We start from the raw sequence: 19158 nt of genomic DNA, 5'->3' as shown, positions 1-19158 counted from the left end.
GCCCTGGCATTTGCAGTGGGCTCCTCATCAATGTAGGGGCGACAACTAAATTTACTGATCCACCACATCGTGCCTGCCAAGCAATTAAATTGTTTACTTTCTCTTACGCCACTCTGAGACCTTTTTCTTGATATCAATATTGTTGTCCGCCAGCATCTTTTTCAAGACAGCAAACAGTCGCCATCCTTCACCATTCTTGTACATTTCTGCTTTGGGTGATAGAAATGCAAGAGACTGAAATTTGTCCAGACGATTTCCTGCATCATCAATGGCAACACAGTTATGGAAACGAACGAGGTTCTGCATTGTAAAGAATGCACCAGAACCTTTGTAGGCATCTACCCATGCTTTGCTCTGGGGTGTGTCACATCGCATATTGATACGCATTTCATTAAACTTTTTAGCCGCAGTGTATAGTTGGGAAGCGTTCTTTGCTTGTTTGATATGTGTTATTGCTGCGTATAACGGGTTATACAATTTACTTTGCAAATCTGACACGAAAATATTCTGGCTATTAATGCGCTTGTAAGGTACTCCCTTACATTTTTTCACATTCAGGTTATTCACACGCTCTTTTAGCTGTACAATATAATCATTCGCCATAGCCATAACAACGTCAGTGTTAAACCAACGATTACGATCTGTGAAATTTACGGCATCCCTTTCCGACATTTTCATCTGAGCGTATAACTCATCCATTAACATTTTCCACTGATAATCATAACCCAAACGATGAATCATGTTCGTCACACCTACCGGTTCTTTTGAACGATGAGGTGTATAAGACATCATGTGAAACATTTGAGCCATAACCCAGCGTCTGAACAGACGGCGGTTAGGGACTGTTCCTTGTTCAATGATGTGACTGAAAATAGGATCGTTGTCATCAAGCATGGAAAGTACACCATCCTTGTTTGAACCGATATACTCGCCACCGTTGGCCCCCTTCATGGCAAATAGATTATTTACATCCACGCCGGCACTGCGAAGTGCATCAATACGTTCCTGTGCTGTTTTGGGCAGTTTCGTTGAGGGGCTATGTTCCGTTGCTGTTACCTCCAAACCTAAACCCTTGCCTACAATTGCGATTACAGCAGTAAAGTCGCCCTTTGCAATTTCGGGCTTTGCGCCGCACTTGGGACACAACATTTTTGTCTCTTTTTTCATTTTCTTCTTTTTATTATTGTGATTAATTACAGTTAGTCTCTATCCAGTTTTTGAGTATCACCAAATCTTTATCGACCTTACTTTTCCAGAACCATTTGCCCATCTTTTCTGGGTTCCATTTAAACCCGTTGATAATCTGGCAGAGAACATATAATTCGAGTTCAATTTGTGCTTTATCCCGACGTTCACCATACAACATAGCATCATCACTTAAACTCCTTTCGGGCACTGCCATGAAATATTGGTGCGGCTTGCTTTCGCTGCGCTCTGATGGAACTGAGTTTTTATACCGAGAATACAGTTCTTCCACATTTGCGAAAAACTCATCTTCGTTGCAATCCGTCACCCCCAATTCACCTTCATATCTGCCGTCTTGTATGATAAACTTGCCGTTCAGTTTTAGACTTCGGGACTGGAAATCAATTCTGAAGTTTGCACCGTCCTCGACAGCTTGGATAGATGCTTGATAGATATTATTCATGTTTCCTCAATTATAAATTAGATGCATTCAAATCGCTGACGCATTACTTTATCATTCTGATAAATACAGTTTCTCCTGGTCCTGAACCTCGGTTATAACCAGGTTCAGGGACCAGGTATAATACTGTATGTTAAATTCGACTCCTTGTGCATTAATCGGTTGCGTTACCATTTCTCTTTTAAAAGAAAGTCTCAATTAGGATGGCACATAACTTTACTGTTTTTGATATGAGCAGCTATTCTGCTGGCCCCATCACGTCATATCGGAAGATATACGGAGATGACGTATGGTTCCAGCAGTTGCAGAGCTGCACCATTAAATTTCCTAATCTGGGCTTTCACTTTGTGCTAAGTTCTTTTTGTTGTGATTCTCAGAATATTGGCACATTCCTCTATGAATTTGATGTTTAGCGTGGCTGGAAGCCTAAGCAGCGGCGTCGTATAACGGTAGGGATCACGACGCCGCAGCGGAGGCTTATTGAGCACGATACACTAAATATTATTCCCTTGAATCACGTTTTGTGCTAAGAATAAGAAAGTTCTCATAACAACGACACATTGCTTTATACTCTTGATGTTACCCGCGTTTCCAGCTCAGAAGAGTCTGAAGGCGGTTTATGAACGGCCTTCAAGACTCTGTAGGAGCTGGTTCCGTACGCGGGTTGGTAAATTGTTGTTCCTTGAACTTCACTGATGTGTTTCAGTATCTCTGTGTGAATGTCAAGCAAGCGACACATCTCTTTAATCTCTTGATATTTACAGGTAATTCCAGAACCAAGATGGGATTCACCGGTTGCTAGACCGGTGAATCGTAATATGGGTTCTGGTATACATACCTGTAACATTAAATTCTCGCTCTTCATTCATTAACCGTGTGCTCGGCATTCCTATAATGATGAAACCAATGTGTTATACACAGTATGGCTTGTAAGTATGGCATTCTGCATACAACCAATTGTCAGATAGCCTGATATGTTATTGTTGGTCTTATTGCGGTTTGCTTTTACATTCCGCCCCAAACCTCGGACAATACAGCCATCGCCCTTTGTCTTGATATATCCCAGACCGCCTATCTTGCGTTTTCTTGTCTCGATGGCTCTTAGGCAATCCATCACAAACTTGTTTAGTTCATCTATATCTTTTCTGACGTTGCATACAGGTAGTATTTGTGTTGCCCAGCTAAATTCACCGTTACCTTTATAGAGATACCGATTCACGGAGTTAATAGCTTTTGCCAGAGTGATACCAGGCTTACGGATAGTTCGTGACTCAATTTCTTTCTGGAATGTTTTGATGCGGCTGGACGATAGAGAAATCATATTGCCTTTGATGCTAAACCCCAGAAATTTGAACCACTTGTCAGCCGTTAGATATTCCACTTTTTTAGGGTTGAGAGCCATTGACATCTCACTAAGTCGTTGTTGAAGTACGGTCATTGCTTTCTCGTAATCATCTCCGATAAAAAGCATATCGTCTGAGTAGCGTACATAGAAGCCATTCAGTTGAGACAACTCATCATCGAGGTCGTATAAGAGAACATCTGCCAGCCAACTTGCCACGGCGCAACCTTGTTTCAGCGACTGGAACTTACTTTTGAAATTGTTCTCTTCATCGAAGTATAAGTCGCAGTGGTAATATTTTCTCAATACGTCAATCAGGGCTGAATGGCCATATTTTGTTTCCACATTGTCAAATGCCTCGTCGATATATCGAAGCGGCACACTGTCGAAGTATTTGCTCAGGTCGGACTTCCAACCCAGACAGTCACCACTGGGAGCATTCGTGATTTGAAGACTTACCTCTTTTACAACCTTGCCGCATCCAATACCTGTTTGATATGATTTACAAGACTTATGAAGCATTTCTGGCATCAGGTCGAACAGCAAATCGTTGGCGATACTCAGTATTACACGATCCATAGGTTCATTGACGTAAACCGTGCGGAACTCGCCATTATCTTTTGGTATCAGTGCAGTATGGGGTGGAGAGATTTCATACTTGCCTTTCAGCATTGCATCGGCAATCGCCAGTCTGGTATGCTCATCAGTCAGCCGTATGAGTTGGTCTTTGCGAATGTCTTTGAACACTCCTTTCTCAATTGCTTTCGTCCATCTGTCGATGTCGAAAAACATATGCAAAATTTTATCTGCCATAATCTTCATTTTATTGGTTTTATTCAGAGTAGCTAGTGAATTACTTTTTTGTTTATTTCAGGGTGATTAATTTCTTTCGTCAGCCCAGATACAATTATTATAGCAGCACCCCTCACTATCCGTGTGAACACCAAATTGCACAGTTGCTTTGCCGAAGTCTGTAAGTTGTTCGTCCCACAATCTTTTGACGGTTTCTTCACCCAAGTCCTTTACATATCTCAGAGCATAATATTGAAACTCATGCGTTGTTTCATCGTAAAATGCAGTTGGATTACAATAGATTAAGCAACTGTTAATCATCTCTCGGCAACTTAGTTCGTCAGCAATATGTTTCTCTTCGTATGTTCTGTTGTTAAAACGAGGCAATGAATTTTTAGCCTCTTCAATTTGTTTTCTTGTCATTTTCTGGTATTTATTAATTTGATTTTGAGCTAATCAATCCAGAAAGTTCCGCAGTGTGGGCAGTGGCTTCCACAGGGAACGTTGTTATCATAGTACACCCCTCGGTGTCGGTTGTAGTCCATATCGCCAAAAGTGCATCCTCCGGCTTTGAATACCCGATTCAGTTCTGCTTCACGAGCAATTTGGTCGGCATTTTTTGATTTGGCAATAGTTTGAGGCTTTCGTGGCTTATCCATAGAGAATACAGGGGAGTCTGATTTATCCAACCAATCGCTGCACATTCCAAAGCAGTTCTCAAGGCTATATTTGTCTGACTCTGATGTGTAAAGGTTTTCTCTGACAAATGGGAATGACTTGTCGATTTTTAAATACTCGAAATCCCCGGAACCTTCTCCAGCGTTATACAGTGCGACAGCAATCTCTCCCTTAAAGTGAATCTGTTTAAAATCGTTTTCTGAGTCAGAAGAAAGAACGGCTGTAAGTTCATTACCGAAATAGAGCCTTAGTTCGCCGCCTCCCGATGCGTTTCTTACAATGGAGTCAATTTTCTCAGCTTCGGGAGTTCCTTTTTTGACACCTAACTTTTGTCTGATTTTATATGCGTCCATTGCATAGCTTCCATCTCTCCACGGATTACACATGAAAGCGGAGTGCCAGCCGTCAATTTCAAGTCCGAGTGAATAGAACATGGAGATATTGCCGGTGTTACGTAACAATTCTTCAACAGGTGTCGATTTATCATTTTCACAGAGCCAGTCCCGAATCTCTTCCTCAGTTTCTTCGTATAGCTCTTCGGTTCCATCTTGCTCCATCTTTTGACGTATCTCTTTGAGGTATTCGCCTTCCGGATAATCCCACCATTCCAACACCTTTTCATGTATTGAATCCAGTGAGTTCGAACTGACGGATTTTTGAAGTAGGTCTTTACTCTCACATAAGTTGTCTCGGTAATCCACAAAGTATAGATTCACGTAGCTTGGTAAGTATGTTTGAATTTGTGCATTCATAATGGATTTTGTTTATTGAATTCTACACGCTGTTTGTTTATAAATTCCTGTGTGTCTTTGCGATACATCCCGTCAAGTGAAATATCATACTTCACACCAAATTTCTGTTGAAGCATTGGGGTCATGTGTGTTTCCCAAAGTTCTAACCTCTGCATCTGCCTGTCGGATTCTTCCGCAACTTGGGTAGCAAATGAGAGTATGTTGTCCAGATTGCTCATGTTTAAGTGATTGAAAGGGTTTGCTTCACGGTGTTTAGCTTGGTTTTAGAGAAGATCCAGCCTGCTCCACATTTGAGACGGGCATTAAAACTGCCACCTAAATCACTCAATAGCCCTTTGATGGGCTTGGTGTCTCCAATAACGGCGAAGGATTTTTCGGAGTAGTCAATAATCTCGACACCTTGCACGTTCATGGATTTGGAGTCTGGTTTTGTAGCGGTTGATTTATCCTTCGGACTTGATTCAATAACAGGTGAAAAATCTTTCTCGTAAATACGTTGGTGAATCAGCGTTCTGGCTATCTCACATCTTTCTGCTACATAATCTTCCATTTCGTATGACTTACCGAGCTCTGAATTTAGCGAGACAAGTTCTTCGTTCCTTCTCTCATCGCTTATATTTCTGTCGATTGAGATATGACCAATGCCTCCGTAGCGTTTGATAAAAGGGCTGGTAATAGAGAATGAAGAATCTGTCATTCCATCGAATCCCTTATCTACAAACAATCGGGTGATTTCTTTGACTTGTGGCTCTGATGGTCCCTCATTCCACTCAACAATGTAAGAGTCATAATAATGCTTTCTGACAGAAAACTTTGTAGCTGGGAACTTATGCTTGAGAAGACTACGAAGATTATTGGCTGCGGTTTTTTGTCCATCGTTCTTTGTTACAATGGTGAGAAAGCCATATTCTTTTTCGATGCGTATTTTTTCCTGCTCTAATTCTGCGTTCTTTGCCTGCTCTTCTTGTAGAATCTCCTCACTATCTTTTTGTAGGAGTTTCTGAACTTTTTCACAATCAGTAACCATAGAGGTTTTGTAGTGTGACAACAATCCAGTATATCTCATATAATCGAAACCCTGAGCATCAACTGTAATTGCCCGACCAGATGGGGTACGGATAAGTGTAAAGAGAAAATATATAGTTTCACGTTCAAACTCTGAGAGATTGTCAGAATCCCGTCCTTCTTCTATATCATCAGAGGCACTTCCTCCATTATCTTTTACAATATGACCTCTGTTCTGATAATCAAGTGCTGTAAAATTGTCTTCGCTCATTTCGACAATATCCACGATTTTACCCAGTTCGAGTTTTTCGCTGAAGCTTTTGTGAGTACTCAAGTGGTATTTTAGCATATCCGTCAGGTCGTTAAATTTTGAACCTTTCTGATAGCTATATATGAAATCGCCAATATTGATTTCTCCGGCGGTTTTGGCATTGTTTGCTTCTGCTTGTTCTTGATAGCGAAGATAGTTCTCAGATACAGGGCGTGGAACGAATATAGGATCGCCTTTATCGCTTGTTCCATCAAACCAGTAGATTTTATGCCACTGGTTAAACTCTGGATTGATGTTGGTTTTGAGTAACGCAATCATTGACTCTCTGTCCAGTCCTCCTAAATTGCAGTTACCGCTCATTAGAAAGCAGGTGGCACCATTGTTCCAACTACCCTGTGTGATGCCGAGGTTGTGACCTTTGAGTACCAGTACACTATTGTCAATAGAGAGATAATACCTTTTGCGTTTTGCTGCAAATATGGCTTTGCCCTCCTGTATTGAATCGATTGTTATCTCGTTGATGGAGGTTGCAGCAAGTGAGTTTACTTTTATCACGGTGAGCTTGTCACCGGCTTTTATTTGTTCAATCATCGTTTTAGTTATTAGAGTTTATACTTAGCAGGCAAGCTGAGTGACGAAATACATAATATAATCGGATTCAAGCCCCAAGTTAGAGCAAGCATCCTCAAAGTCTCGGTCTCTTAGGTCGCCTAAATTTTGCATATCTCTGAGATGACGCAGTTCGTCTTCCAGATATTCTTCCGCTTGTTTCTTGTCGCAACTGCATGTGTTACAGATCCTGTCTATTATTCCCATAAGTTTATATTTTTATTGGTTGTTAGTGATTCAGTACTCTTTCGCAGATAGATTCTTGTTTCAAAACCATACTGAACCCAGACATATCGCTGTCTTGCGGCGATTAAGGTCCGTCGAACCTCCATAACCTCTTTCAGATTCTCCTTTATCGGATGGCACATTCTCAAAGGGTTGGCACCGAAAACTAAGCCTCGCACGTTTTTATAATGTTGGTAAATCCACCAGGTAGTCATCCGTTTTACAATGAGGACACCCCCAGAACTGACCATCTTCATCTTCCAGCCATTCCATTTGCTCCTCATTGCCTTGTAGTGGCAGTTCTGGAGCATCAAATTGCGGATTCCTGTCTATTAGAATCGTATCGCAATTATTGCATTTACACAAATAGTCTCGCTCCATATTATTAGGTGTGTGTTTGCCAGCCTTTTGTCGGTACTAATTGTACACACATTGACTGGTCGGGTGAACCATGATATACCAAGCCACCCACAAGACCTTCACGTCCGTCCGGGTAGCGTTGTACGAAAAGGAATGAGAGCGGAGCGAAGTCATAATGCAGTTCGATTTCACACGGGCGGTCAGGATTGCTGGTTTCCCAACTTTTTAATCTATCCAAACATTGTTGCAATGTCGGGTCGTTTGTTTCTGCGGCATGTTTCATTGCTTCGTCATACCGCTCTTGGCAGAATATTTTCATCGTTTTATTTTTTATGGATTATTCACTATGTTAATTTTGTATCGGTTCATCTATTAGGAAGATGAATTTTGCACAGTTTCCAGGCAAAGTACCGGCATCATTATGCCGATAAAACCCTTCAGTTTCAAAATCTACATCAACCGGGTGACCTTCTGATGTTTCCAGAAAGTCCTTTATTTGCTTTTGCTCCTCCTCACTAAGACCTGTATAGTCATCGTTGACAAGGGCACAAGCCCAATAAACAGGGAGAAGGTATATAATAGGATATGCCATAATCGGATTCTTAAAAGGTAAATTCCACATAAACCGTAGTTTCACCTTTGCGGAGCCGTTCATGGTTCACATCGTCGTACAGATGGGTGCTAAACTTTTTTGCTGATGGGATATACTCATCCCGAACCCACACAGGAGCAGTTTCAGAGTCATTCAGTCGGAAAAAATCACCCTTTTTGAGCTGGCGGACTGTTGCAGTCTCAGCCTCATCGTTAGTACGCATAGACTTCTTGATATTCCGATTCATATATCTCGAAATTATATAGGTTCTCTTCGTCACTGGCAAGGTTTTGCCAATGGTCACAAACAAACGATTGAATCACATCCAAGCAGGCATTTGTTTTCTGCTGGAGTAATTCAATCGCTCTATCTTTCCACTCGCCACTCTCGGCAAGTTCCAGTAATTTTTCTTCGCTCATATTCGTAACATTTTAAGAATCAATAATAAATTCATCCTCATAGACTTCGATAATCGCACCGCTACCACAGATTTCTACAGTCCAGCGGTTACCTTCTTGGCTGAGGATTAGAATGTTTCGATAGCCTTTGTATGGGGTTATCAGGGTTGCATATTTTCCTTGCATAATCTTTAATCTATTTGTCAGTTAATATTTAGTTGATTGGAGTATGTTAAATCTCCTGTGGGGGTTCGTCGTTCTCTGATTTATAAAATCGGTCACCTTCAGCCCATTTCATCGCTTCAATGTAAAGTTGAAAGGCTTCTTCCAATGAAAGTGAATCGGCGGGAATCAAAGCGAGTGTTTCGCCCATACAGACATCACTTTTGTGATATTCCTCTTTCACATCATCAAGTGTCAGTTTTTCTTCTTTACATATAGCTTCAATCTCATAGAAATCTTCGTCGCATGTAAGGCATTGAAAGGCATAGCCTTCAGTGGAAGACTTGGTTAATGCTTGTCCGCATTTAGGGCAGAATTTCCGTGTTTTCATATTATTTCCTCCTTAATTGATAGAGCTACCATCCAGACAATGTACATGATAGCATCTTTTCGAGTTGGTAATTCCGGATCATCACAGAGGCTTTTTACAGCCTTGAATAACTGCTCGTCAGAAACTTCTGCCAGTTGTTTTTGCACATACTTTTTGTCGGCAATAACAGAACACGCATCATCAGCTCTACCGGATTCGGGGACTGAATCAACATCTTTCCGAGTCAGCCCGACTTCCTTATGCAAGTAGTCGAGGTAGTAGTAATTAAGCCTGCTCATAGTCGATGTCGAATTTGAGGTGTAACTTCCGGCAAATCTCTTTTGCGGTATATCCTCCGCTATAATCCTCGCCGAACAATTCAAGGCTACCGAAATAGGCGATGAAATCATCTATCTTGTGCTGCATCGGGAACAATACCCATTCGTCCCAATAGCTGCAACAGTTTTCCATAAAGACTTTGAGATGTTTTTTGCCCCAGTCTTTCGTGAAGATTTCGTTGAGAGCAATTTCGCTAATCCAACCATAGCTGTATCTGTTCGTGCCGGATTTATAGACACATTGCCAGCTTTTTACGTTGGGCACATATCTGACAAGCAGACCATATTCAAACAGGCTGGTGGCTTTGTTGAGGTCGCCACCGTGAAAGGTTCTTTGCTTCATATCTTATGATTTTATTGGTTTCATTCAGAGTAGTTGCCCGATTACTTTTTTGGTTATTTTATCGGCAACATTTTTTTGTAGGGCACAAAAAAGCCGGAACACTTTGCAGGATTCCGGCGGGAAATATTGAGTCGCTTTAGGTGTTAGAACCCGAAGCATGGGACACGGGGACAAGACAATACAGCATAGGCTATAATTCCCATCAGTACCAAACCGGTAATAAATACAGTATTGGCAATCAGATCTTCGTGCTTCTGGATCAGGGAATATATTTTTTTCATATTGAGTTTATTTAGAGGCTGGTAAAAACAAAAAAGAGCATAAGACGCTGGTTCTATGCTCTTTCGAGACAAAATTGTTTCTGAAAAGTCCGGCAAATTACCAGACGTGTGAAGCGTTACGCGGCTGGTGTTGGTGGCAATGGTCTCCACTTATTTCGGAGAAACCGCACATTATACACCCGTTGCAATACCTCGTTTTTGAAGCTACACACAGTTACCGTGTCGCGATTCTCTTGCAATTCGCCACTCTCTTTCAGTCGCTGGAGCGTACTCTTGCACGCTTTGAAGTTCTTAAAGCAGCCAAAACTTTTGGTTCCCTTAACATCGTGTAATTCTATCATATTACCGGCATATTTATTTGTTGTTACTTTCTTCACGTAGTCCACTCTTTGCACCACATTTGATACTGGGCATTGAGCATTTATAGAGACGTTTCCATATCCTTACATCAATCGTTTAAGGAGATTCCACGCAGATTCACCGAATTTCCGGCATATAAAAGACCGCAAAGATTCTCCTTTGCTTCCTGCATATCCGTATCGGTTCATTAGGTATCGGACAAATTTGTGGGTAATAAACTCTAATTTGCCTGACCTGTTACTTGCTTGCCTGTTAAAATACGGCGATATACTTACTTCAAAATGAGCCGTAAAGTTGGCAGATACTTCGTTAAAAGCTATTAGTCTGTACATAGTCATAGATAATTCGGGCAGAACTTTCCCACTAAACTCGTGGAAAAATCTGAATGGATTACACGTTACCACATAGGTACGGCATACATAAAAAAGTAGCAGACAGCAGGTCTATTTCAACCCGCTATCTGCATACTCCCCAAACCAAACTAACTGTTACCACGCAGTTACGCAGCGGCTTGAGTTGCTTGCTGGTGCTTGGTCGCTGGTTTTTTCGCTTCTGTTTCAGTAACTTTTTCAATAGGCTTTTCAGCTTCTTTCGGCAATTCCACACGGAAACCGAGTGCGTCGAAACTTGCCTTTGTTGCGGCGTGAATTGCTTTTTTGTAGTCCCTTGCGGTACGTTCTAAATCCTTTTTAGTAGGAACAAGACCGATTTTTTGCCACACGGATTCCTCCAGTTCATAGCGTTTAATACGTTCGCCATTTTTTGTCTGGAAAATGATTTCAGTCGGAGTTGAGGCACGAAGTTTTGACCGGATACCGTCATTGTCGGCACGTAGGTCTGTTTCTTTCTGTTTTACAGCCCAGAAAGTAGCCACTACATTTTTCCATACACGGAATACTTCGTCCTGCGATTTGTCGGCAGGTTCATATTCAGCCCCGAAAAAATGTTGTGCGGTACGTGTTTCTACTCCATCTTTGTTGGTTGATTTGTACACCAATACCACACCTGCAAAGTTTGTTGCCAAATTTGCCAATTGTTCTGCATTTAACTTACAAGTTGCCATAATCTTTTAATTTTTAGATTGTTAATGAATTGTTTGAACCTATGCAATAGTGCATATTGAGGGCAGGCAGGGACTCGAACCCCACATTTTGCCAGAGTATAGCAAAACACGGCAACCTTACCGTCAGCCCATAAAAAATGCACGCAATTCATTCACCTGAAATGCGTGCAATTTTTTCAATATGCCTCACTCAAAAACGTGCCACATAGTTTGCTCCACAAGAATAAAGCGTTATATTTGCAGTGTTCAGACAGCAAATAGATACTATTCTGCATCGTGGCAAACCCTTTGGTACTCCAATTTCGCAAAGGTGTTTCTTTGGCACGTCCCGCACCTTTTCCAGTGCGGCAGCTAACAGCAAGGCGGTGGGCGGCTGGTGATTTCAGTGCATAACATTGGCATACACTCTTTCTCAAGCTCCGTGCGGATTGTTTTTCCCGCATTGTGAACTTTACTCCGGCTGCAACTGGGCAGACTTATGGCACTATTTTTTCACTACCTTGTTTCCATACAACTCACGCTCCCAAATTATTGCGTTTTGTGTATGCGGTCAAAGTACACGTACTTTGCCGTTCCTACTTGCTACATTGGTTTGTAGTTCCGTGCGGTGTGGTTGTTTAACACCCTCTTTAATCGCTCCAAAGCGAACGGACGTTTTTTGCTTTTCCAGAGTGCAAAAAAATGTTTCCAATAAAAAAACTCTTTTGTTTCTCGCTTTTGCGGTCTGTTTTTCTTTTTTTCCTAAAACTATTTTTTAATTCGTTTTTTGATATTGTTTTTTGTTTGCCGTTCGGCTTGTTTCGTTTGCCGTTCGACATGATTAAGTATAACACCGTTTTTTCAATCTCCAAACTTTTTGAATATTTTTTTTTCGGTGTGGCTCTTTGCATACGTCAAAAATAGACTTGAACACACACGCACGCGAGGGGGAGGCTGTAAGTAGTTGAATATCAACTTAAAAAGAAAAAGATTGATTTTTGAAAAAATATTTTTCTTTCTGTTTTTTGGTTTTGGGTATGATTATGAGTGTATGAAAAAATGAAAGATTATTCAACTATCTGATTATCAATGTATTAGAATTGTTAAGAAACGACAATTGAATAAGAAAATTATTTTTTACTTTCAAATTTTGAATATACAGAGAAAAGAGGTTTACTTTTGTACAAAGTAAACCGTCTAACTAATTGAAATACAATGGTGTGATAAAAATAAAAAGATGAGGGAGGGTGTGCCTGCCGGTGCGAGGTGTATACGTGAGATGGGGGTAATTTTTCAAGTCTCGTTTTAGGATTTACTTACTTATCGTAAGTAAGTAAACGGAGTTCCAAAGACACCGTTCTCAGCTCCTTAATGATGGGTTTTGACTTATACAGAGAATAGGATGCTTTGCTTCTATGTATATATGAATAAGCATGAGGTAAGTAACAATGGAATACACAAGAGCTTAATAGCCAGCCCAATTTATTTCATCAACTGTATATGTTGGATAGGGAATCTTTATTGTCGAGGTGTATATATTACAATTGACGTTTTTTCGCCTGGTTGATTTCCGCTACTTATTTGATATTTTTACAATGAAAAAAGCGAAGCGGGAAAATCTCACTTCGCTTTTCTGTTTTTACTCATCAGGTTGTTCCGGTTCTTCGGGAGTTCCCGGTTCCTCAACTGAAGGAACCAGCCCTGTTGCTTCTTTGTAAATAGGGCGAGGATGGTTCCCGTGATTCTCTGTGTCGTGCAGGGGTGCATCGCTATGATTTGTGAACGGTGGCATGACGAGATAACGCTCTATCCAGTCTTTGTACTTCCATGCGGAGATTTCCCGGAACCATACTTCATAGTCTATCCAGTAAGCTTGTAGCATATTGGTGGTTTGCGGCATATCGAAGTAGGTCAGGTTGCAGCGTTCGTTAAGTGCCGGTTCCTTACCTTTTGCATTCTGAATGGCAACATTGATGCGCTGGAAGACCTCGAAGGGTTCACACTCCTTGTCCGGATCGCTATTGTTCAGGTTGTTCAGAATGAATCGTACCCGCATGGTGGCCCGACCTTCGCCGATGCGTTGCTGCTGCACCAGATAGCGGACGTTGACAAAATGGATAAAAATAGCCGGGAAAGCGACCTCCATCTCCATGTTTGTGTCACGAATGATGCGCAGGTACTGTCCGTTATCAATAGCAATAGTTTTGAAGAACGGTGGTGAAGTCGGAACTTCAGGATTCTCGCGAATGGTGAGCAGTGCCCGTTTGACGGCATAATACATTTCAGCAAACGGGTTCTTTACCACTTCCTCTGGTGTGGTAACTTTCCTATTCTCAGTGCTAACCGGAGGTGTTGCTGTGATGGCTTGTTGCTTATCTTTTATCATGTATGTGGGAATCCTTTAAAAATTATTGGTGTTAATACTGAATTTATATGTTCTAAGACTTTGAGGCTATGACCGATAAACTGCCTCTGTACGGGACGGCGTGATGAGTATTGGTTCACGGTATATAGTCCAAATTTGGGGTCGGTGTTGTGTACTGCTGCATAACTTTGATTGCGTCCCCGTTTCTTGCCTCGTTTACCTTTAATGGCCTTGCTCTCTTCACTCGTCCAAATGTCATAACTATAACGACGACGGTAATCCCGTTTCCCGAAAGCACTGTATGAACCGTACTGCCCTTTTTCTCCTTTAATCTTACTTTTCAGTTCTTCCTGATCAATTAGAACCGGATGAGTGAATTTCTTTCCCCATTTCGACTCACGAGGAGCCCATTTTGTCCCACTGCCGTAGAAGCCACCTTGGGTAAATGATTCTCTAAAACAACTTAAAGCATATTCACCCGCCTCTGTCGCAAAGTCCTCAGCATTCTTAGCCAGTATGCTGTGCCACTGCTTTGATCTTATATCCTTGGCCCAGAGATTACAGAACTGTTCTAAGGTTAACTTGCTCATGCGATACCGAATTTACGTTTGATACGCAATTTTATTGCTTCAACTTCAACGGGGACAGAGATGGCAAAGTACACATGCGCCTTTGAGAATATCCGGCCACCAGTGGCAAGACTTTCCGAGAACACCGGATTTACCTTTCCTTTAAAATCGGGTTTTAAGATAGAGCCAAAAACAGAACCGTAACCATCCGAGGTCAGATAACAGCGGCACGCCCATTCAATCGGTGGTATCAGTTCCGGCGGAAATTCACTCTTGAGGTATGATATGCCATCAAACGACTGGTGCCATGCCCGAACCCGCTCATCGTTCTGGGTGTTGAAAGTAACTATGCTGTCCATCGATATGCCCATCCACCATGCTGCTATGGTTGCCGAATGTAGTACCTGAGCATTTTCAGTTTCCGCATAAGTTTCGTTATACTTCTGGCACACCAACTCGTATGTTTCCATCTCAGCAAGGCTTAACGTGTCAGGTAGTTCTTGCATCATAGCGACCTCTTCGACTGCTGCGAAATCGACCAAGTTGTCGATGGCTGCAACCAATGTATCGCGTTCCAGTTCCTCCCGCTCGGTGAGGTGAATGTTCTTGCTTTGCAGAATCTCCAATGCCCTGTCAAAGTCAATGCGTAGTCCGGTAAGTGCCCGGCCTATCAAGAACGAAGCTCGAAGAGATATGATGTCATCGAATACTTCAAGCCGCTGGGCACTGTTTTCGTAGTTATACACCATACGGCGAAAGGCATCCAGAATCAGCAGGTATTCTTGATGCGCTTTGTCGCCTGATTTTATTTCAACTCTCTCTGCCATTTGTTACTGTTTTAGGAAGTTGGCAATTTGGCTGCTTCTGGAATGGCCGTAGCGTTTATAATATTCTTCGTCACTCATCACTCGACGGTCATTGTTTGACTTTGATCCAATACCGGAGCTGACTCCACCACTTGTCATCGGGACAGCGTTTAGCTGTTTACCCACGTTGATACCGAACTCTTTCTCGATCTCATCGGCTGAGACCTCGTATTTATCAGTGATAAGTTGGTAGAGTTTGATCCGGTCTTCGTTGTTCATCTCAATGCGGTTAGAGTATTTGAACTCTAATCCTTCCGGGATGTAACCCATTGCGACCAGACGAGGCATCACCTCCTCATTCATAATGTTTTCGATGTATCGACGATAGACCTCAATACGTTCCCTGAAAATATCTTGATGTGCTTTGGTGGAACCTACATAAGACTGGGTTGCACCCGCCATTGACTCAGAGCCCAAAATCAAATTGGAAACTTCACGATTGACGAACTCGATTAAGCTGGTGTATATCTTCTCCGAATTGGACATGGTGAAAGTCTTGATATCCACCTCATCTTCTATGCCCGTGATCACCACTTTGTTTTGAGCGGCATTTGCGATTTCATTGGCAAGACGTTTGCGGTCAGCGTTGCTCTCACTGACAGTCTTCCCATGAATGATAGGTTGTCCATAAGTATGGCTAAAGTTCACGTAGTTCGCAACCGTAAATTTCTTAGCCAGAATCAAAGGGGTTGTGGCGGAGAAAAGGCCGATGCCGCCGGAGTTTACCAATACATAGTTGGAACGATAGGCTTTGGAACTGACATTCCAATTCGGAAGCCAAATGCCCTGCCGCTTCACTACTGTGTGCTGGTCTGGCAGAACGTTACGTCTTTCGATGAGATTGACCTCTGCCAGTTTTCCGGTCTTGGGGTCAATGTGTGGCATTATCTCAATCAAGGAAAAACCATAGAGCTTTGACTCTACGATTCCTTTTATGATTTTATCAAATTGGGAACCTTGAACCCTCTGTGTATATTGGATATCCTTAACATACTTACCCTTGTCATTCATCCGGGCAAGCATATACCTGTCACCGAGAATCTGGCTTTCAAGTGTTTCAATAACGGCCCGGATATGGGCATCCTGCTCCAGACAAGCTTCGTATAAATCTACAAGTCTTGAACGGTCATCAAGTATGGTTCCGAGTGTTATATCCTGCCGGACGGATTTATATCGGTTATTACGTTCAATCTCTCGAACGTATTCCGTGATGGTCTTTTTAGAGGTGCGAAATATACTCTCAAGTAACTCACCATTGAAAGAATTTTGGGCTGTAACTACCTGCATGTATCTGATTTTCTAGCAGAATAGCCTTACGCACATAAAAAAGTTGAAAGTAAAATCAGAGTATCTAAACAATGCAAATGTAATTATATCATAAACAGTTACTTAGTCAGTGATTTATACGACATTAAAGTATATCAAAAATAGCTACTTTCTTGCATCTAACACGCTGTACAATAGGTATTTAGCTAAATAAAAAAGCGTTTTTTTTGAGTGAATTATCTATCTTTGCAGCGTAATTATTAACTGTAAAAACAAAAATGAGTATGAATGAAACTTAAAACCGTGACTTCCTTTACTTTGAAGTATAGGGAATTCCCGGAATTGCTGTTTGGGAAGTCCGAAAGTGGCACTGTATATTTTGATGCCACCCTTTATGTTCTTCAGAAAGGAGATTCACAGAAGCATTCACCAGTAGATTTCATTCGCAAGTTTACACACTGGTTTGAAAGTGTAAAAGCGGCTTATGAGATACCTGACAATGAGGTTGTGATAACGGATGAGGCAACCGGACACGTATTAATTGATGAGTCGCTGGCTTTACTCTTTGTGGCATATATTGACCCTGCTTTCGGGGTATATATGCTTGAACGAGTTTCAGAGATGCTTCTGGATGGTGTAGCACTTTCGGACACCCGAATCATGCAAATGATCAGAGATAGATTAACGAAAGAAACATTATCTAATTTAATTGAAGATTTATGAAACGAAGTCCATTTCACAAACCGAAGCCGGTTTTAATTTTTAATGGAGCCTATGTTCTGGTAGGCATAACGCGCTCCATTCGTAGTGCCTCCGAGATTTCCGGAGGCAACCCGCAAGCCATCTCGTTCGCCTGCACGGGGCGAGCCATTTCTGCGGGTAATTTTTATTATCGCCATATCCATCCCGACATCGAAATAGAGATTACGGATTTGGATACGCTCAAGTTACAGGAATACGATAAAATGTGTAATGTAGAGCGGCGATACCATTCTGTGCGGGAAATGGCCCGACGCAGGAAAATAGCAGATGATAAAAGAAAAAACAATTTAAACGATGACGCGGATGAAAACAAATAGTAGTATGGGTGTTATCCGTTTTGAGGATGCGCCGATCAGAGTGATATACAGTTCACAAGAAGCGGTCGAGTGGCTTTGCCTAAATGACTTACTTAAGGTTCTTGACCGCACTTGTATGATGGACAATGGTACGGCAATGAAACTTTGTCGTACTTCCTTTCGAATCCCCTTCAAAGATGGAGGGCGGAACCGCTGGGGTGTAAAGCCCCACGATGTACATAACTTGTTGCGTGTGGTGCAACCAGAAAATGCGATTGTCGGGAAGTTATGCGAACGGATGCAACAATGGGTCAATGACCTGCCTACCTCAATGGTACAGAGTAAACGGAAATCCTTGTCAATCCCGACTGGAGAGCCCGTGGTGTTTACCTATCAGGATAAATTTCCCAACACGTTCAAGGCCGACAGTGGACGAATATATGTCAATGCCACTCAGATGGCCAAAGGATTTGATAAATTACCTTCGACATGGCTTACGCAGTCTTCCACGACAGAGTTCAGATCTGCCCTGGTCCGGGACGGCAAATCGCTCTCGATGGAAAGCCAGGTAATGACTACTCGCGGTCATTACGGTGCAACATGGATTGAAGAACCTTTAGCGATGGAGTTTGCCCGTTGGCTCTCTCCTGAGTTTTCCGATTGGTGCAACGAGCGCATTAAGGAACTTGGTACAAAGGGATATGTAACACTTGTTCCTGCCAAACGGGAACATCGGAACTCATTCAGCGAAGCCGTTGGTAATTTTCCTGTCCCTCAAAACTTTGAAGAGGCGTTGATGCTGGCTGCCGACCAAGCCCGGAAGATACGGGAAGATGAACCCAAAGTCACTTTTTACGAAGAGTATGTCGAAGAACGCGATCATTTCAAGAGTTCCCGGATAGCGGACGAACTAGAAATCAGCACCGTACAACTACATCGGTTCTTGGCGGAGAATAACATCATCAAGTTTGAGGGTTATCGCTGGGTCGTTCACACTCCCTATCAGGCTCTTCAATGTGATGTTCCCTATATGTGGGAAAAACAGGATGGCAAGATTTACCCGACAGGTTCGGTCAAACGATGGACGCAGGCCGGACGTGAGTATATCATTGAGATGTGGCGTGAACAACACCCGGAGTTATATTCTAAGAAGCGGTAAGATGGCAGAGAATGTATTGCAAAAAATCATCCGCAAGACCGGATGTAAATAATAATCAGAAAAGGTACCATATAATAATTAAAAAATGGACCACTGCCACTTGCAAAAATATTAAAATGTTGGAACGTGGCAAAGGATATTTTCCCTTTTCCCGTTTTCTGTTTAGATAAACTTCTATACACATAATAAATCATTTATTTTTTGTTTAATAATTTCGTCTGCTTCAGTCTGTAAGAATCCCCGTTCATATTTACCAGATAAGCTTTTTGCGTAATTCTGTCTATAAGTGCAGCAACAAGTATTTTATCCT

Annotated in this window: 30 protein-coding genes; 3 read left to right on the top strand and 27 right to left on the bottom strand. The window is 42.0% G+C overall.

The window, feature by feature from the left end:
- Positions 1-93: 93 nt before the first annotated feature.
- The 26 genes from C511_RS0104825 to C511_RS0104705 form a co-directional block, all read right to left on the bottom strand.
- Positions 94-1167 carry a hypothetical protein gene (locus C511_RS0104825; protein WP_034781663.1) on the bottom strand — a complete coding sequence of 358 codons (1074 nt, stop codon included), beginning with the start codon at positions 1165-1167 and terminating at the stop codon, positions 94-96.
- A gap of 22 nt (positions 1168-1189) precedes the next feature.
- The gene (locus C511_RS0104820; protein WP_024997394.1) at positions 1190-1648 is read right to left on the bottom strand and encodes a hypothetical protein; all 459 of its coding nucleotides are present in this window, start codon (positions 1646-1648) and stop codon (positions 1190-1192) included.
- An 886-nt stretch (positions 1649-2534) separates the two neighbouring features.
- Entirely contained in the window at positions 2535-3803 is a 1269-nt protein-coding gene (locus C511_RS0104810) for a reverse transcriptase domain-containing protein (RefSeq protein WP_148297763.1), read from the bottom strand.
- A gap of 63 nt (positions 3804-3866) precedes the next feature.
- Positions 3867-4202, bottom strand: a complete 336-nt coding sequence (locus C511_RS0104805; protein ID WP_024997397.1) for a hypothetical protein — start codon at positions 4200-4202, stop codon at positions 3867-3869.
- 29 nt (positions 4203-4231) lie between these two features.
- The gene (locus tag C511_RS0104800) at positions 4232-5209 is read right to left on the bottom strand and encodes a hypothetical protein (protein WP_024997398.1); all 978 of its coding nucleotides are present in this window, start codon (positions 5207-5209) and stop codon (positions 4232-4234) included.
- On the bottom strand, positions 5206-5427 hold the full coding sequence (locus C511_RS16205) for a hypothetical protein (RefSeq protein WP_034781655.1): 222 nt from the start codon (positions 5425-5427) through the stop codon (positions 5206-5208). The genes C511_RS0104800 and C511_RS16205 overlap by 4 nt, the downstream gene beginning before the upstream one ends.
- A gap of 2 nt (positions 5428-5429) precedes the next feature.
- The gene (locus tag C511_RS0104790) at positions 5430-7076 is read right to left on the bottom strand and encodes an LPD29 domain-containing protein (protein ID WP_024997399.1); all 1647 of its coding nucleotides are present in this window, start codon (positions 7074-7076) and stop codon (positions 5430-5432) included.
- 24 nt (positions 7077-7100) lie between these two features.
- Entirely contained in the window at positions 7101-7301 is a 201-nt protein-coding gene (locus C511_RS18070) for a hypothetical protein (protein ID WP_034781652.1), read from the bottom strand.
- 201 nt (positions 7302-7502) lie between these two features.
- Positions 7503-7700, bottom strand: coding sequence for a hypothetical protein (locus tag C511_RS17790; protein ID WP_148297759.1), 198 nt, complete (start codon positions 7698-7700; stop codon positions 7503-7505).
- A gap of 4 nt (positions 7701-7704) precedes the next feature.
- A complete protein-coding gene (locus tag C511_RS0104780; RefSeq protein WP_024997401.1) occupies positions 7705-7998 on the bottom strand; it encodes a DUF4120 family protein in 294 nt (97 codons plus the stop codon).
- A 30-nt stretch (positions 7999-8028) separates the two neighbouring features.
- Positions 8029-8271, bottom strand: coding sequence for a DUF6926 domain-containing protein (locus C511_RS0104775; RefSeq protein WP_027317873.1), 243 nt, complete (start codon positions 8269-8271; stop codon positions 8029-8031).
- Positions 8272-8281: 10 nt separating this feature from the next.
- Complete coding sequence (locus C511_RS0104770; protein WP_148335644.1) at positions 8282-8518, bottom strand: hypothetical protein; 237 nt, start codon at positions 8516-8518, stop codon at positions 8282-8284.
- Positions 8484-8690 (bottom strand): hypothetical protein, encoded by a 207-nt coding sequence (locus tag C511_RS0104765; RefSeq protein ID WP_024997403.1) that lies wholly within the window; start codon positions 8688-8690, stop codon positions 8484-8486. Before C511_RS0104765 ends, C511_RS0104770 begins: the two co-directional genes overlap by 35 nt.
- A 12-nt stretch (positions 8691-8702) precedes the next feature.
- The gene (locus C511_RS18110; protein ID WP_162831803.1) at positions 8703-8855 is read right to left on the bottom strand and encodes a hypothetical protein; all 153 of its coding nucleotides are present in this window, start codon (positions 8853-8855) and stop codon (positions 8703-8705) included.
- 46 nt (positions 8856-8901) lie between these two features.
- Positions 8902-9222 (bottom strand): hypothetical protein, encoded by a 321-nt coding sequence (locus tag C511_RS0104760; RefSeq protein ID WP_230201966.1) that lies wholly within the window; start codon positions 9220-9222, stop codon positions 8902-8904.
- Positions 9219-9500 carry a hypothetical protein gene (locus tag C511_RS16195; RefSeq protein ID WP_024997404.1) on the bottom strand — a complete coding sequence of 94 codons (282 nt, stop codon included), beginning with the start codon at positions 9498-9500 and terminating at the stop codon, positions 9219-9221. The genes C511_RS0104760 and C511_RS16195 overlap by 4 nt, the downstream gene beginning before the upstream one ends.
- Entirely contained in the window at positions 9487-9882 is a 396-nt protein-coding gene (locus C511_RS0104750; RefSeq protein ID WP_024997405.1) for a hypothetical protein, read from the bottom strand. Before C511_RS0104750 ends, C511_RS16195 begins: the two co-directional genes overlap by 14 nt.
- 143 nt (positions 9883-10025) lie before the next feature.
- Positions 10026-10163 carry a hypothetical protein gene (locus tag C511_RS17785; RefSeq protein ID WP_154657476.1) on the bottom strand — a complete coding sequence of 46 codons (138 nt, stop codon included), beginning with the start codon at positions 10161-10163 and terminating at the stop codon, positions 10026-10028.
- A 116-nt stretch (positions 10164-10279) separates the two neighbouring features.
- Positions 10280-10504, bottom strand: coding sequence for a hypothetical protein (locus C511_RS17780; RefSeq protein ID WP_148297760.1), 225 nt, complete (start codon positions 10502-10504; stop codon positions 10280-10282).
- Positions 10505-11022: 518 nt separating this feature from the next.
- Entirely contained in the window at positions 11023-11586 is a 564-nt protein-coding gene (locus tag C511_RS16185; protein ID WP_024997406.1) for a hypothetical protein, read from the bottom strand.
- Positions 11587-11762: 176 nt separating this feature from the next.
- Complete coding sequence (locus C511_RS18065; RefSeq protein WP_148297761.1) at positions 11763-12002, bottom strand: hypothetical protein; 240 nt, start codon at positions 12000-12002, stop codon at positions 11763-11765.
- Between the two features lie 213 nt (positions 12003-12215).
- Positions 12216-12476, bottom strand: coding sequence for a hypothetical protein (locus C511_RS0104725; protein ID WP_027317870.1), 261 nt, complete (start codon positions 12474-12476; stop codon positions 12216-12218).
- 728 nt (positions 12477-13204) lie between these two features.
- Entirely contained in the window at positions 13205-13951 is a 747-nt protein-coding gene (locus C511_RS0104720) for a hypothetical protein (protein WP_024997409.1), read from the bottom strand.
- Positions 13948-14520, bottom strand: coding sequence for a hypothetical protein (locus C511_RS0104715; RefSeq protein ID WP_024997410.1), 573 nt, complete (start codon positions 14518-14520; stop codon positions 13948-13950). The genes C511_RS0104720 and C511_RS0104715 overlap by 4 nt, the downstream gene beginning before the upstream one ends.
- A complete protein-coding gene (locus C511_RS0104710) occupies positions 14517-15326 on the bottom strand; it encodes a hypothetical protein (RefSeq protein WP_226992570.1) in 810 nt (269 codons plus the stop codon). The genes C511_RS0104715 and C511_RS0104710 overlap by 4 nt, the downstream gene beginning before the upstream one ends.
- A gap of 3 nt (positions 15327-15329) precedes the next feature.
- Positions 15330-16652 carry a phage portal protein family protein gene (locus tag C511_RS0104705; RefSeq protein WP_034781647.1) on the bottom strand — a complete coding sequence of 441 codons (1323 nt, stop codon included), beginning with the start codon at positions 16650-16652 and terminating at the stop codon, positions 15330-15332.
- Positions 16653-16919: 267 nt separating this feature from the next.
- Between C511_RS0104705 and C511_RS0104700 the strand changes: the two genes are divergently transcribed.
- Genes C511_RS0104700 through C511_RS17180 form a run of 3 tightly spaced genes read left to right on the top strand, consistent with a single transcriptional unit; the run spans position 16920 to position 18848 of the window.
- Positions 16920-17354, top strand: coding sequence for a hypothetical protein (locus tag C511_RS0104700; protein ID WP_024997412.1), 435 nt, complete (start codon positions 16920-16922; stop codon positions 17352-17354).
- On the top strand, positions 17351-17710 hold the full coding sequence (locus C511_RS0104695) for a hypothetical protein (protein WP_024997413.1): 360 nt from the start codon (positions 17351-17353) through the stop codon (positions 17708-17710). Before C511_RS0104700 ends, C511_RS0104695 begins: the two co-directional genes overlap by 4 nt.
- Positions 17697-18848 (top strand): KilA-N domain-containing protein, encoded by a 1152-nt coding sequence (locus C511_RS17180; RefSeq protein ID WP_161625895.1) that lies wholly within the window; start codon positions 17697-17699, stop codon positions 18846-18848. Before C511_RS0104695 ends, C511_RS17180 begins: the two co-directional genes overlap by 14 nt.
- A gap of 194 nt (positions 18849-19042) precedes the next feature.
- Here the strand turns inward: C511_RS17180 and C511_RS18270 are convergent, their stop codons facing one another.
- Entirely contained in the window at positions 19043-19150 is a 108-nt protein-coding gene (locus tag C511_RS18270; RefSeq protein ID WP_262482321.1) for an ATP-binding protein, read from the bottom strand.
- Positions 19151-19158 lie beyond the last annotated feature (8 nt).

The sequence above is a fragment of the Bacteroides graminisolvens DSM 19988 = JCM 15093 genome, from assembly GCF_000428125.1.
GTDB lineage: Bacteria > Bacteroidota > Bacteroidia > Bacteroidales > Bacteroidaceae > Bacteroides > Bacteroides graminisolvens.
The sequence above is the reverse complement of the archived record's forward strand: the minus strand, read 5'-3'. Positions and strand labels throughout refer to the sequence as shown.

What these genes read in the sequence shown, in the direction of transcription:
- C511_RS0104825 (WP_034781663.1), bottom strand. Translation starts at nt 1,167, where the DNA reads ATGAAAAAAGAGACAAAAATGTTGTGTCCCAAGTGCGGCGCAAAGCCC.
- C511_RS0104820 (WP_024997394.1), bottom strand. Translation starts at nt 1,648, where the DNA reads ATGAATAATATCTATCAAGCATCTATCCAAGCTGTCGAGGACGGTGCA.
- C511_RS0104805 (WP_024997397.1), bottom strand. Translation starts at nt 4,202, where the DNA reads ATGACAAGAAAACAAATTGAAGAGGCTAAAAATTCATTGCCTCGTTTT.
- C511_RS0104800 (WP_024997398.1), bottom strand. Translation starts at nt 5,209, where the DNA reads ATGAATGCACAAATTCAAACATACTTACCAAGCTACGTGAATCTATAC.
- C511_RS16205 (WP_034781655.1), bottom strand. Translation starts at nt 5,427, where the DNA reads ATGAGCAATCTGGACAACATACTCTCATTTGCTACCCAAGTTGCGGAA.
- C511_RS0104790 (WP_024997399.1), bottom strand. Translation starts at nt 7,076, where the DNA reads ATGATTGAACAAATAAAAGCCGGTGACAAGCTCACCGTGATAAAAGTA.
- C511_RS18070 (WP_034781652.1), bottom strand. Translation starts at nt 7,301, where the DNA reads ATGGGAATAATAGACAGGATCTGTAACACATGCAGTTGCGACAAGAAA.
- C511_RS17790 (WP_148297759.1), bottom strand. Translation starts at nt 7,700, where the DNA reads ATGGAGCGAGACTATTTGTGTAAATGCAATAATTGCGATACGATTCTA.
- C511_RS0104780 (WP_024997401.1), bottom strand. Translation starts at nt 7,998, where the DNA reads ATGAAAATATTCTGCCAAGAGCGGTATGACGAAGCAATGAAACATGCC.
- C511_RS0104775 (WP_027317873.1), bottom strand. Translation starts at nt 8,271, where the DNA reads ATGGCATATCCTATTATATACCTTCTCCCTGTTTATTGGGCTTGTGCC.
- C511_RS0104770 (WP_148335644.1), bottom strand. Translation starts at nt 8,518, where the DNA reads ATGAATCGGAATATCAAGAAGTCTATGCGTACTAACGATGAGGCTGAG.
- C511_RS0104765 (WP_024997403.1), bottom strand. Translation starts at nt 8,690, where the DNA reads ATGAGCGAAGAAAAATTACTGGAACTTGCCGAGAGTGGCGAGTGGAAA.
- C511_RS18110 (WP_162831803.1), bottom strand. Translation starts at nt 8,855, where the DNA reads ATGCAAGGAAAATATGCAACCCTGATAACCCCATACAAAGGCTATCGA.
- C511_RS0104760 (WP_230201966.1), bottom strand. Translation starts at nt 9,222, where the DNA reads ATGAAAACACGGAAATTCTGCCCTAAATGCGGACAAGCATTAACCAAG.
- C511_RS16195 (WP_024997404.1), bottom strand. Translation starts at nt 9,500, where the DNA reads ATGAGCAGGCTTAATTACTACTACCTCGACTACTTGCATAAGGAAGTC.
- C511_RS0104750 (WP_024997405.1), bottom strand. Translation starts at nt 9,882, where the DNA reads ATGAAGCAAAGAACCTTTCACGGTGGCGACCTCAACAAAGCCACCAGC.
- C511_RS17785 (WP_154657476.1), bottom strand. Translation starts at nt 10,163, where the DNA reads ATGAAAAAAATATATTCCCTGATCCAGAAGCACGAAGATCTGATTGCC.
- C511_RS17780 (WP_148297760.1), bottom strand. Translation starts at nt 10,504, where the DNA reads ATGATAGAATTACACGATGTTAAGGGAACCAAAAGTTTTGGCTGCTTT.
- C511_RS16185 (WP_024997406.1), bottom strand. Translation starts at nt 11,586, where the DNA reads ATGGCAACTTGTAAGTTAAATGCAGAACAATTGGCAAATTTGGCAACA.
- C511_RS0104725 (WP_027317870.1), bottom strand. Translation starts at nt 12,476, where the DNA reads ATGCAAAGAGCCACACCGAAAAAAAAATATTCAAAAAGTTTGGAGATT.
- C511_RS0104720 (WP_024997409.1), bottom strand. Translation starts at nt 13,951, where the DNA reads ATGATAAAAGATAAGCAACAAGCCATCACAGCAACACCTCCGGTTAGC.
- C511_RS0104715 (WP_024997410.1), bottom strand. Translation starts at nt 14,520, where the DNA reads ATGAGCAAGTTAACCTTAGAACAGTTCTGTAATCTCTGGGCCAAGGAT.
- C511_RS0104710 (WP_226992570.1), bottom strand. Translation starts at nt 15,326, where the DNA reads ATGGCAGAGAGAGTTGAAATAAAATCAGGCGACAAAGCGCATCAAGAA.
- C511_RS0104705 (WP_034781647.1), bottom strand. Translation starts at nt 16,652, where the DNA reads ATGCAGGTAGTTACAGCCCAAAATTCTTTCAATGGTGAGTTACTTGAG.
- C511_RS0104700 (WP_024997412.1), top strand. Translation starts at nt 16,920, where the DNA reads ATGAAACTTAAAACCGTGACTTCCTTTACTTTGAAGTATAGGGAATTC.
- C511_RS0104695 (WP_024997413.1), top strand. Translation starts at nt 17,351, where the DNA reads ATGAAACGAAGTCCATTTCACAAACCGAAGCCGGTTTTAATTTTTAAT.
- C511_RS17180 (WP_161625895.1), top strand. Translation starts at nt 17,697, where the DNA reads ATGAAAACAAATAGTAGTATGGGTGTTATCCGTTTTGAGGATGCGCCG.